Origin of the sequence: Secundilactobacillus silagei JCM 19001 (assembly GCF_002217945.1) — a bacterium.
Classification (GTDB): Bacteria; Bacillota; Bacilli; order Lactobacillales; family Lactobacillaceae; genus Secundilactobacillus; species Secundilactobacillus silagei.
On record NZ_BCMG01000006.1, the window covers coordinates 71,256 to 82,683 of the forward strand.

The 11,428-nt window shown below is 42.5% G+C and carries 13 protein-coding genes; 1 reads left to right on the forward strand and 12 read right to left on the reverse strand.

What is annotated here, in order from left to right; translation table 11 throughout:
• Nucleotides 1-96: 96 nt before the first annotated feature.
• The 6 genes from CES79_RS06695 to CES79_RS06720 all read right to left on the reverse strand — a co-directional run bounded on the left by CES79_RS06695 (nucleotide 97) and on the right by CES79_RS06720 (nucleotide 4,215).
• Nucleotides 97-978: a hypothetical protein gene (locus CES79_RS06695; protein ID WP_089136705.1), complete on the reverse strand. Its 882-nt coding sequence runs from the start codon at nucleotides 976-978 to the stop codon at nucleotides 97-99.
• An 83-nt stretch (nucleotides 979-1,061) separates the two neighbouring features.
• The gene (locus CES79_RS06700) at nucleotides 1,062-1,631 is read right to left on the reverse strand and encodes a hypothetical protein (protein ID WP_054654287.1); all 570 of its coding nucleotides are present in this window, start codon (nucleotides 1,629-1,631) and stop codon (nucleotides 1,062-1,064) included.
• Between the two features lie 133 nt (nucleotides 1,632-1,764).
• Nucleotides 1,765-2,172 carry a GNAT family N-acetyltransferase gene (locus CES79_RS06705; protein ID WP_054654289.1) on the reverse strand — a complete coding sequence of 136 codons (408 nt, stop codon included), beginning with the start codon at nucleotides 2,170-2,172 and terminating at the stop codon, nucleotides 1,765-1,767.
• 85 nt (nucleotides 2,173-2,257) lie between these two features.
• Nucleotides 2,258-2,917 carry an HXXEE domain-containing protein gene (locus CES79_RS06710; protein ID WP_054654291.1) on the reverse strand — a complete coding sequence of 220 codons (660 nt, stop codon included), beginning with the start codon at nucleotides 2,915-2,917 and terminating at the stop codon, nucleotides 2,258-2,260.
• A gap of 118 nt (nucleotides 2,918-3,035) precedes the next feature.
• Nucleotides 3,036-3,608 carry a TetR/AcrR family transcriptional regulator gene (locus tag CES79_RS06715; RefSeq protein WP_089136706.1) on the reverse strand — a complete coding sequence of 191 codons (573 nt, stop codon included), beginning with the start codon at nucleotides 3,606-3,608 and terminating at the stop codon, nucleotides 3,036-3,038.
• Nucleotides 3,609-3,657: 49 nt separating this feature from the next.
• Nucleotides 3,658-4,215 (reverse strand): TetR/AcrR family transcriptional regulator, encoded by a 558-nt coding sequence (locus tag CES79_RS06720; protein ID WP_089136707.1) that lies wholly within the window; start codon nucleotides 4,213-4,215, stop codon nucleotides 3,658-3,660.
• Between the two features lie 115 nt (nucleotides 4,216-4,330).
• On the opposite strand from CES79_RS06720, the gene CES79_RS06725 reads away from it, so the two are divergent.
• Nucleotides 4,331-5,374 (forward strand): SDR family oxidoreductase, encoded by a 1,044-nt coding sequence (locus CES79_RS06725; RefSeq protein WP_054654298.1) that lies wholly within the window; start codon nucleotides 4,331-4,333, stop codon nucleotides 5,372-5,374.
• 74 nt (nucleotides 5,375-5,448) lie between these two features.
• On the opposite strand, the gene citF is transcribed toward CES79_RS06725, so the two are convergent.
• The 6 genes from citF to CES79_RS06755 all read right to left on the reverse strand — a co-directional run bounded on the left by citF (nucleotide 5,449) and on the right by CES79_RS06755 (nucleotide 11,382).
• On the reverse strand, nucleotides 5,449-7,005 hold the full coding sequence (citF, locus tag CES79_RS06730; protein WP_054654301.1) for a citrate lyase subunit alpha: 1,557 nt from the start codon (nucleotides 7,003-7,005) through the stop codon (nucleotides 5,449-5,451).
• A 17-nt stretch (nucleotides 7,006-7,022) separates the two neighbouring features.
• A complete protein-coding gene (locus CES79_RS06735; protein WP_089136708.1) occupies nucleotides 7,023-7,934 on the reverse strand; it encodes an aldolase/citrate lyase family protein in 912 nt (303 codons plus the stop codon).
• Nucleotides 7,931-8,230, reverse strand: coding sequence for a citrate lyase acyl carrier protein (gene citD / locus CES79_RS06740; RefSeq protein WP_054654303.1), 300 nt, complete (start codon nucleotides 8,228-8,230; stop codon nucleotides 7,931-7,933). Before citD ends, CES79_RS06735 begins: the two co-directional genes overlap by 4 nt.
• A gap of 246 nt (nucleotides 8,231-8,476) precedes the next feature.
• Nucleotides 8,477-9,535, reverse strand: a complete 1,059-nt coding sequence (citC, locus tag CES79_RS06745) for a [citrate (pro-3S)-lyase] ligase (RefSeq protein WP_089136709.1) — start codon at nucleotides 9,533-9,535, stop codon at nucleotides 8,477-8,479.
• Nucleotides 9,517-10,404: a LysR family transcriptional regulator gene (locus tag CES79_RS06750; RefSeq protein ID WP_089136710.1), complete on the reverse strand. Its 888-nt coding sequence runs from the start codon at nucleotides 10,402-10,404 to the stop codon at nucleotides 9,517-9,519. Before CES79_RS06750 ends, citC begins: the two co-directional genes overlap by 19 nt.
• Nucleotides 10,405-10,845: 441 nt before the next feature.
• Nucleotides 10,846-11,382: a TetR/AcrR family transcriptional regulator gene (locus CES79_RS06755; RefSeq protein ID WP_054654304.1), complete on the reverse strand. Its 537-nt coding sequence runs from the start codon at nucleotides 11,380-11,382 to the stop codon at nucleotides 10,846-10,848.
• Nucleotides 11,383-11,428 lie beyond the last annotated feature (46 nt).

Consider the following 11,428-nt stretch of genomic DNA (forward strand, 5'->3'; position numbering starts at 1 on the left):
AACCCGTGATTACCATCATATCGTTCTGCAAAAACCCCATACCAAAAAAGGGACATCGGCTGACGTCCCTTTAACTCTATTGATTACTTTTATGAATTAGAAATCAGACGAATTCCAATCAACAATTGGCGTGTAATAAGCAACACCGCCTAGCGAGTAACGGCTAACAAAGGTTGGCACATTGGAATCTTCATTGATTGCCGGTAGCTTTAATGGATCGTGCAAATTCTTTAAGGCTAAGCGATATTCATAAGCACCTTTGTTACCAACACGCGTCGTCTTAATCCCCTTTAATGATGAGCTTAAATAAAGGTATCGAGTAGTACCCTTGGCTGTCGTCTTTTTAATTTTAGCCGCGGTCACTGGCTTGTTAGCGTAGTAGAATTCCCAGTTTTTAGCTGAACCTTTTTGATGAACTTCAACGTAACCATCGGTAGTAATTTGGACTTTCTGATTGGGATAACTGGCTAGAAACTGCTTAGCAGCTGAACTTCCGCCTAAGTATAGGTCACCATAGCTCCAGGTTGGGATATACGCAGGGGTCGAAACGCGCTTAAAGGCACTAGGCGTTGTCGAAGTTCCTAATCCATCAGCTACATAACCCTTTTTAGCCGCTTTATTCACGAGCGTATAATGTAATGGCTCACCACCTACAAGGTCACCCATAAGACTCATGTCAGCATTCATCTTACCAGTCGTGCTACTTTTAGTTAACTTACCGGCAATAATCGTCCCCTTAGGTAAGGTAATTGTTTTGGAATAACTTTTATCCGTAGCGGAATCGATTTTAGCGTATTCTAAACTCATCTTAGTGGCTTTGGTCGTTTGATAGTAAGTACTCGTACGTAAATGCTGTCTGGTGACTGTTGTCCCGTTGATCTGTACTGTTGCTGATGAAGCGCTGGCATTAGTTGCACCAACACTAACGGTAACAAAGGCTGCCAAGCCGATTAACCCAGCAATCATTTTTTTATACATGCAAAAACCTCTTCCCTTAACGTCTATTAACAGAATAGACCTCATCAACCAAAAATTTCATTTAAAAAAATCACTTTAGTAACTTATTTCAACCCCTTATGCTGTCCGCGGTCCGGTCGCTTAATCGCTTCTGAAATCAGTTCATCTTTCTGCCGTAAAGTCCGTGAAAACATTAGACTTGAAACCGCTGAAATGGCCCAAATATACCACGAATAGCTATGGCCAAACTGCATGAAAGAAAACAGTTCTCCACGCACTTCAACCGCTAATTCCTTAATAACCTCACCACTGGAAACCTCACCAACGTGCCAGATCTCCGTTGCAACGCCAAGCACAAAAACGGCCACCCAACCAGCTAGGTAAGGCCAATTCTTCTTGATCAGGATGATTGGCCGGCCATGTCGATCATGTTCACTGGTGTGTTTCACTTCTAGTTGGCTGGCCTGAAACCAGCCAATACCAGCTGACAGCACCACTAGAACAGCCAGTACAATGATCTCCTTACTGGTCCAGCTCATCGTCAGCAAAAACATCACCATGGCATACGCTGGCACCGTACTTTGTTCAAACCGGGTCACCTTTTCAAATCGTAATGCCTTCCCGGCCAAACGATAAATCCCGTAAAATAATATTAAATATAATAGTAGTCCCATCTTACTTCCCCCACATTAGTTATTACTGTCCTTATTAAGACTGATTAAGTTCAGTCTGTCAATCAAAAAAGGCCGTCAGATCACTCTGAACGGTCGCTTTTCGTGACAATGATTATAATGGTTCAATTTCATTTCACTGGTGTGGACTTTTAGTGTAGCCACGGTCACTCTTGGTATAACCAACTTTGGCATAGTAGTTTTCGGCCAATTTTGAAGCAAATAAAACGGTATGGAGCTTTTCACCAAATTGGGCGTCAATCATCTGCAGCAAATGGCGGCCAATCCCTTGGTGCCAGTATACCTGATCAATCCCTAAATCGGCAACGTAGGTCACATCACCGTAATCCGTTAATCCACGGGTATACCCAACGACTTGATCCCCATCCCAAGCGGTGTATAGGAAATCGGCATTATCAATCATCCGCTGTAACTTGTCATCGTCATCTAACTGACGGTTTAACGTCGTCCGCTTAATTAAATCACGGAAAGTTGGTACATCTAATTTAACGTCATTCTTATATTCAATTATCTTAATCTCCACCCATCATCTAGATTACCTTTTAGTTTATGGCTGTTGCCGACAAAAAGCCAGTTGATGTTGTGGTTGCATGGAGATTGTTCATGATTCACCGCATATGATTTAGTCTTTGTTTAATCCTATTGGCTTGATAACCATACATTTCTTTATCGGGGAAAGAATAACGAGACTTCTTATTGCGCATGATGCGTACTGGTCCGAGCCATAGTACCAGCGTTGACAAGAAAGCCCCAACGAAACCAATGACGTAGTCTGTTGGCGTTGCAAGATTATGGCTTGCTACATACCAAATATAATATATACCCAATGGCCAATGAAGAACAATTACAGAAGCTAGGCCTGGATTGTACCAACTTTTGAGCTTGATATTATTATAAAATCCGTGGTTAACGATCTGGACCATGCCTTGACCGATAGTGATTAAACCATACCAAATGACGTTAGGAAATAGGATAGCTAGAATATAAAAGGGATAGGCCATGAAGACGTTATTAATCATGACACCATTGGCATTAAGCGGATAGCGCTCAGGTACTTCGGATTCATTGCAACAGATAATGTTAAAGATACTAGGAAAACCACCTGGCATACCATATTCTTCAAATTGATGAACGAGCATCGCCATGTAGCTGTAAGTTAAAATAAGCTGTAAATGACTAAAACTATCTCGCCAAAAGCCGGCTAAATATGCTAGTGCGACGAAGATAATGCCGCCACAGTAATACCAATTATTACGATAGAATTTCATGCTAATTCCTCCATATGTTGTTTATACTTTTATGGTATTAGCAGTAAAAGTTATCATCAATCAACAATCAGACAGCAAGTGTCAAAAAGAAGATTAGATAGTAAAGGTATTTGTATGATTACTTTGTCATTTTACTTAGGATATTAGGTAAGATTCCTTGAGACGACATTGTTTGCAGAAACGCCGCCAATTCGGTAATTGTCATATCATTCTGATTTCTCAACCAATGACTAACTGTAGCCATTACGGCTGAAAGATAGAAATTAAGTTGATATTGCACCTTAATATCATTTTTTGGTAAATCAAGTTCCTGAATCCAATAATTTGTAAGATAAGTTTTTACCTGAGTCGTGAAATAATCGCTATTTGGATTACGCAAAATGATTTCCAAATATGATTTATATTGAAATGCTATCGAAGTAAAGTTTTCGATATAGTTTTGCTGCGCATCAACGTGCCGGATATTAGCTTCAATTTTGGCTTTGATTTTACGAAAAACGTATAGTTCTACAGATTCATAGAGGTCATAAACATCCGCAAAGTAGTTATAGAATGTCGCCCGATTATAGCCTGCTTTGTCGGAGAGCGACTTAACGGTAATCTTTTCAATCGGTGTATGCCTGTTTAGATCCATAAAGGCTTTCATAAAATTTTGCTTAGTTTGTGCCGTTATTTTTGGTTGTTTGTGCAATACTATTCCCCCTTTAGAAAATAATTAAATATATTTTTTCCACCCCTCATCATTCAATCAAAGCATCAATAGTCGCATTCTGAAATTTACGAATCAGCACATGAATTTTAGATAAAGGTTCCGACTGATCATTTAGCAGCCATTCCCGCCAAATTGCGTAGACACCGGCGCTCATGAAGGCCACCCAGTAATGACGCTCATCTGCTGATAATTGTTTCCAGACCTGGTGCTGATCATAATAGCGCACCATGTTCTCGTTAAATAACCGCCGAATCAAGTACTCGTACCGTCGATCCACCGCCAACTTTAATTCAGTGGACAGGGTTTGAAAAAATTCGGTCATATCACCCAACTTTTGTTTTTCCGGCACCTGTAAAATAACATCGTTGAACAAACTTTGAATTTTCGGTCCAAAATATTGTAGGATCACATCTTCAAGCGTATCAAAATTACGGTAAAATGCCATTCGGCTCACACCGGCCCGTTTAACCAGTGCCGTCACCTTGATATCGTTTAAATCTTTGGTTGCCAGTAACTGAAATAATGCGGTGGTTAGGTACTGTTTTGAATCCTGTTTAATCTGCTGTGCGTGTTGTGTCGCTGACATATCACTATCTCCTATCTGTCACAGATGCCGTCATTTAGCTTGTTTTCACTTTTTTTACAGTGTAGGATACTTCCAGTGAAGTTACAAGTGTAACGTATCTTAAGGAGGAAAAATTATGTCAAACAAAACATTAGTCGTTGTCACCGGTGGCAGTGGCTTTATTGCCAGCCACACGATTTTACAGTTACTGCAACAGGGTTACGCCGTTCGAACAACCGTCCGGAATTTAAGTAAAAATAAGCACATCAAACAAATGCTCAAGAACGGTGACATAACTGATCTTTCAGGTCTTTCATTTATCGAAACTGACTTAACCGACGATGCTCACTGGGACGAAGCTATGACGGGCGCAACCTACGTCATTCACCCCGCCTCACCCACACCAACCTTGAACTTTAAAGATGAGTCCGAAATGATTGATCCAGCAATTGACGGGGTTCTCCGTGTATTGCGTGCTTCTGCGAAAGCTCACGTCAAACGGGTGGTGCTGACTTCTGCTTATGGTGCGATTTTTGCCGGTCACCGTGACCAGACTACGCCATTTACTGAAGAAGATTGGTCTGATCTAACTCAGCCAAACATTCATCCGTACCAAAAATCCAAAACACTGTCAGAACGGGCCGCCTGGGATTTTATCGCCAATGACGATAGTGGCCTCGAACTGGCAACGGTGAACCCAGTCGCCGTCATGGGTCCGGTCTTATCAGCCGACTACTCCCATTCAAACATTCAAATCCAGGAAATGCTGGCAGGCAAGATCAAGGCCGTTCCAGAAGTTGATTCAGGCTACGTTGACGTTCGTGATGTGGCTAGTTTACACATCATAGCCATGACTTCACCAAAAGCAGCTGGTCAGCGGTTCTTAGCAACGACTGGCGAAACCCTTTCGTTCCTAGACGTGGCTAATATCCTACGCGACGCCTTCCCAACATTTGCCAGTAATTTACCAACCAAGGTCATTCCAGCAGCAGTCATCCGCCAGCAAGCCATCAACGACCCCATGCTTAAAATGGTGGCTTCAGTGGCTGGTACCTATGCCGAAACCAGTAACGCCAAAGCAAAGAAGCTACTTCATTGGCAACCCCGTTCAGCCAAGGATGCCATTATTGCAACTGCTCAGTCCATGATCGACTTAGGAATTGTAAAACCAGCTAAATAACTCAAAATAGCTGCTGTTAATCGACAGGTTTTACTTGCCAGTTAACAGCAGCTATTTTTAATTTATTTCACTTCTTAAATCTCAAACGGTTTTACCTTGCGAACGACATCCAAGATAGTCCCATCGCGGGCTTCAAGAATCGCCACGACTTTATCTTCCCACTCCAGCTTATCGGGCTTACCAACTAAACTGTAAGCCTTATCGCGAAGTTCCTCAATCGTCACGTGCTTGATACCAGCTTCGTCCAGACAATCAATCAGGTCTTGCCGCTTTGGGTTAACAGCAATCCCGTAGTCGGTCACCAAGACATCCACACTATCGCCTGGCGTAGTTACGGTCACCACATCATCACAAACTGTTGGCATCCGTCCCCGAGTCAACGGTGTCACAATAATGCAGCACTTACTGCCAGTAGCGGTATCTGGGTGACCACCTGGTGCGCCACGCAAAATACCGTCTGATCCAGTAGTCACGTTAACGTTGAACTTGGTATCGATCTCCAAAGCGGAAAGAATCACGTAGTCCAAGTTATTCACCAGAGCACCCTTGTTGGATGGGTTGGCATACTGATTTAAATCAGTTTCTAGATGATTGGGATTGGAAGTAAAGTGTTCAATCGCACCCTGATCAAAATCCTGGGTATCTAAAATGTATTTCACTAGGCCCTTATCCTGCAGGTCACAGATAGCTTTGCTAGTACCGCCTAAGGCAAAACTCATCTTAATATTTTGCTCACGCATATACTGTTCCAAAAAGCGGTTAACGGCCAATGAAGGCCCGCCGACACCGGTTTGAAATGAAAAACCATCCTTGAAATAGGGTGTTGCTGCAATAATCTTAGCAGCGTTTTCGGCCATCATTAATTCTCGCGGATCCTGGGTCATGCGTGCTTCCTTGGTAGCAATCTTGGAAGCATCACCGACGTTATCAACTAAACAGACGTAGTCCACGTCTGCTGAATCAATTGAAGCCGGTTCGTTTGGAAAATCAACTAGGGTATCCGTAATTACCACGGTGTGATCAGCGTAGTGGGAATCCATGATAGCAAAACCCATTGAGCCACAGTTATTCTTACCATTAATCCCACTGGCATTACCAAATTTATCGGCTGAAGCAGCGGCTAGAAAGGCAATATCGATGTGGACTTCACCGTTTTGAATTGCCCGTGGCCGGCCACCATGACTACGAATGATCGCAGGAGTTTTTAATTCACCAGCGGAAATAGCTTCTCCAATTTCACCACGAACACCGGAAGTTTGAACGCCAATGATCTTGCCTTCCTTGATGTACTTCGCCATGACCTTTTGAGCAGAACCTAATGAGGTGGCAGCAACTGTAATGTCCTTTAAGCCCATGTCTTCAATCAGGACTTTCGCAACCATTGCGGCCACGTAATCACCATTACGATATTCAGTATGGAAGGAAAAGGTCATGCCATCATGAGCGCCACAGCGTTCGCAGGCTTCGCGAATACTTTCCACCAGTTTTGAGTTAACGGGCTTAACCGCCTGCCGAATCATTGGCGCATCTTTCTTAACGTACTTACCATCCAGGTAGTACTCGCCTTGATAACCCTTTTTGTCCGCCGTTAACAGGTCATCCGGAATCTCTCGATTAACTTTGTTGCGCATTGTTGTACCCCTCCCTTTTATAGATCACCGTGATAAACGCCAGTCTTCTTAGCCATGTCGATCGTTCGACGAGCATCTTCGAAGAACGGAATATCGACCATTTTTCCGTCCACGGTGTAAACCCCGACACCTGAGTCAGCCTGTTCGTTAAATGAACGAACCAGTTTCTCAGCGTAGGCAATTTCTTTTTGAGTTGGTGCAAAAGTCTGATGTACAAAGGCAATTTGACGCGGATTAACTAAACTCTTGCCATCAAAACCCAACTTCTTTGCTTGAATCGTTTCCGCTTCAAAACCTGCTTCATCGTCAATGTTCGGCCACATGGTATCGAAGCATTGAACACCAGCTGCCCGGGCTGCCATCACCACTTGACCACGCGCGGTGAACATTTCGATTCCACCCTTTTCAATCTTCACGTGCATACTCTTACGAAAATCACCGGCAGAAATCGCACAGCCAAAGAGTCGGTCAGAAGCCGTACAGATCTGGTAAGCATTCATAATACCTAATGGACTCTCCAACGCTGCCATTAGTAAGGTTCGGCCCTCTTCAACACCAAATTCTTTTTCGGCTGAGTCAACGGCTGCTTCAACTTTTTTGACATCGTCAGCACTTTCACACTTAGCGATTCGGATGCCGTCAACACCCGCGGCCACGCAACAGCGAATATCTTCTTGCCAATGCGGCGTTTCTAAGCCGTTGATGCGGACGATCACTTCGGTATCACCGTAATCAATGCTCTTCATCGCGTTATATAACGAAAAACGGGCCATATCTTTTTGGTTTTCAGCCACCGCATCTTCTAAATCGAGGATGATACTGTCGGTGCCATAGATATAGGCATCTTTGATTAAGCCCGGCTTTTGCGCGTTCATAAACATCATCGAACGACGCAAACGAAATTTTTCTGGTTTTGGACGCGTAATCATTTCAAAGCCCCCCATTTAATGTCTTTTTCGGCGGCATCTGCACTCCGATAAACTGCTCCTTCAACACGAGCCTTGATTGTGCAGTCCAGCGCTCCCTTATCAACAACGTAGAATCGACCACTCTTAACGTCCAAGTTGTCCAAGGTTTCTAAAATAACCTTTTTGATCTGACGACCATACTGATTCAGCACGCTGCTTTGAATATTCAATTCTAATTTACCCTGAGCTGGTTCAACTGTAATTTGAGCATCACTAGACTCCAACGTCCCGGCCACAGCATTTTTCTTGATTTCCATGATTGTTTCACTCCCTTTGAACTGACTACCTTACCCTTCAGTTTTATAGTGATTTAAAAGCAAAGTAAAATAGCAAATATGACTTGCAGGCTATGCCAAATTGGAATTATCAAAAGAACGTTGTTGCCATTACTTTCTAATATGCTTAACTGATTAGTTGCCCTTTTGTTTAAAGACCTAGCAACCCAAAAATCCGTAACAGGTTGAAACCTGCTACGGATTTTAGAGTTCCATCTATTTTATTTTTCAGTAATGGACAACGTTAGTGCTTCGATGAAGTCGCGCAATCACCCGTTGACCTTCCGCTGATTTAAAAAAGTCCAGCGTCGTCTGCGGCACCCACCTCTGAACATCGTCTAGTCGATCTTCCTTTAAAGCTAACCGGATTTGAGAAGCGCTCACCGCTGCGCCATCAACCTTAAGTCGCGGGACCACCATACAAGTCACGCCACGTTCTTGAAGTTCTCGAACCATAATGTCGTTATAAATACTCGTCACCTGACTAAAGGGCTCGCTGCCAACATACCGGTGGGTGATTCCCAAATAGTTAGCAATTTCCACAAAAATATCAATGTCGAGCTGAGCCTGCGTTTTAATCACCGTCTCTGAATCCTTTAAAAAATAACTGGGAAACGTGGCACTGCTGATGATATAGGAACCCGATTCGTGGTAAATAACGTTGTTTAAATGCCGAGTTCCCGCTAAAATCAGCCGTTTTCGATCTTCAAACGGAATCAAACTGCTATCATCACTGACCATAAAGAGGTGGACGATATCGTTTTCGGCAGCAGCCTTTTCAATCAAATACTGGTGCCCTAACGAAAATGGGTTCGCGTTCATGACAACACTTGCCACTTTCTGGCTTTTTTTTAGCTTCAAATGATCATCACTATCAAGCTGGGCCAAATAGTCAGTAAAGCCGCTTGGCCGATTTTCCAAGAATACTAATTGATCTTGCACCCGGGCAATTTCATAAAAGCCTAACGTTTTAAAGAACTTGAAAGCACTGACTTTGGTATAGACAAATAGGTGCCAGTTGTCTCTCTCCTGTTCAATATCAACCAGGTGACTAATCATTAAATTCATCAGCCCTTCCCCTTGATACTCATGATTAACTGCCAGACAGCGCAGTGTATTTTTGAAACAGCTACCGGTTGCCACCAATTCATCACGTGCATTAAAAACGCCACACGTATAATCAAGATTCTTATCCCGTTTAATCCCTTCATTATTCAGGAGTTCGTCAACTAGCTTCATTGTGCGTTTATCACTTGTGTAGATTTTTTCTACAGTGTAGTCAGCCATTCGGGAACCTCCTTATGATTTTCTTGAACAACAAATTGGACAAAGGTCCGAATTTGAGGCAGGGTCACCACCGTTTCTGGAAACATGAGGTACGTTGGTCGTTCAAAGACTTGGCCATTTTTAAATTTCAAGGGTTCCTTGATCCCCTTAAAATCATCCAGGCATATTTCGGGCACCACTGCCCAACCACTGCTGTTTTCAACCATTTTGACACAGGTTGTAATGTTATCGACGTAGGATTCATTATTGGCTTTTTCAACGTGATTTTCGCGCATCCACTTACTAATATCGCGATCAAACGCTAGATCCGTCTTTCGCCCAATATAAGGAATTTCATTGAAAGATTTATTCTTACTCTGCAGCCCCTTGATCGCACAAACAGGCTCGGTTGCTAATAATATTTTGCGACCGTGCCAAGGAAAATCACCCCGAAGAATGCCTAAATCAACATCGCCCTTAACTAGGTCCCGATAAAGGTCGCGGCTATCGCCCGTCACGATGTGCATTTGAACCTGTGAATACTTATCATGATATTTTGATAAGGTATCGGCCAATCTAAAGGTTGCGTAGTTTAACGAAATCCCCGCCTTTAAATGGCCTGTCAGGATGTGCTTTGACAAGGCAATTTTTTCACGCATTCTTTGTAGCTGTTCCGTAACTGTCTCAGCCGTCTTCAGGACTTCTTCACCAGATGGCGTAAATAAAATGCCCGTCCGTGTCCGAACCAGTAATTGGACACCTAATTCTTTTTCAATCGTAGCAATTCGCTTAGATAAGGAAGACTGAGAGATATACAATTTTTCAGCCGCATGAGTAATGTTTTTCGTCTTATCCAGCATAATTAACAGCTCAAAATCTTTTTCTTCCAATAGCGGCGCCTCCCCATTTATTTAAGTCCTTTTTTAACAAGAATAGCATAACTAACTGGCATTGTTTCACAAATTATCCATTCTGTTTATGCATAGCTAAGATTGAAAAATTGGAATTTCATTAACCGTATAAAAATAGTGTGATGATTGCTCATCAACACTAAACAGCAAAAAATAAAAAATTTTAAACCACATTATTTCAGCAGGTAACTTACCAATTTTATGTATAAGCATTGAGCTAACTGTTAAAAGTGAACGCTACTCTCCTTGTTCCATCAATTCTTCAGTCACACTGTAATCTGCCCATTATTCAATGTCTTTAAAACTAACTTCTATTCTCTGACGAATTGACAGATGAAATAATAGAAACGGCTTCACTGCAATATTGCATTGCAACGAAGCCGTTTTTATGTGGTATATACAATCACTTATTTAAAGAACTTAACGCGCCGATAAGAAATCAGCGACTAGTCGTCCCATTTGTTCCGGAGTTTCTTTGACACCCGTTTGCAGCCACTGTTTTGACATATTGACAACTGCTCCAGCAAGAAAATCTACCCAATAACTGCGATTAATACTTGCTCGACCCGCTAATTCGATATACCCATGACTGTATAGATATTCTTGAACGGTCCCAAATGAATTCAACAGCACATCTTGTTTACCGACTTTGAACAATATCAGATTCAACTTACTCTCCCGAATAATCATCTGAAAATACCGCGTCATCATGACGCTTGTTTGACTGGATGAAACCGGTGGTAAAGATCTTAAATAATCAACATTACGCATCAAAATTGCTTGACTAAGAACATCATCAAAGGTCGTGAAATGCTTGTAGTAATAGGCACGTGAGACCCCTGCTTGCTGACAAAGTTCAGTGATTGAAATGGTATCTTCTGGTTTCGTGTTTAATAGGTCTAAAAGCGCTTGGCTGGTTGCTAACAGCGCTTTTCGTTTACGTTCTGCAGGTGACATGGTTGACAATAACCCCCAATTTGTCTACGAAAGATTTAGTCTCATT

Excerpts from the sequence above, each read along its gene's own strand:
- CES79_RS06755 (WP_054654304.1), bottom strand. The coding sequence starts at position 11,382 with ATGTCACCTGCAGAACGTAAACGAAAAGCGCTGTTAGCAACCAGCCAA.
- CES79_RS06735 (WP_089136708.1), bottom strand. The coding sequence starts at position 7,934 with ATGATTACGCGTCCAAAACCAGAAAAATTTCGTTTGCGTCGTTCGATG.
- citF (WP_054654301.1), bottom strand. The coding sequence starts at position 7,005 with ATGCGCAACAAAGTTAATCGAGAGATTCCGGATGACCTGTTAACGGCG.
- CES79_RS06720 (WP_089136707.1), bottom strand. The coding sequence starts at position 4,215 with ATGTCAGCGACACAACACGCACAGCAGATTAAACAGGATTCAAAACAG.
- CES79_RS06710 (WP_054654291.1), bottom strand. The coding sequence starts at position 2,917 with ATGAAATTCTATCGTAATAATTGGTATTACTGTGGCGGCATTATCTTC.
- CES79_RS06725 (WP_054654298.1), top strand. The coding sequence starts at position 4,331 with ATGTCAAACAAAACATTAGTCGTTGTCACCGGTGGCAGTGGCTTTATT.
- citC (WP_089136709.1), bottom strand. The coding sequence starts at position 9,535 with ATGGCTGACTACACTGTAGAAAAAATCTACACAAGTGATAAACGCACA.
- CES79_RS06695 (WP_089136705.1), bottom strand. The coding sequence starts at position 978 with ATGTATAAAAAAATGATTGCTGGGTTAATCGGCTTGGCAGCCTTTGTT.
- citD (WP_054654303.1), bottom strand. The coding sequence starts at position 8,230 with ATGGAAATCAAGAAAAATGCTGTGGCCGGGACGTTGGAGTCTAGTGAT.
- CES79_RS06700 (WP_054654287.1), bottom strand. The coding sequence starts at position 1,631 with ATGGGACTACTATTATATTTAATATTATTTTACGGGATTTATCGTTTG.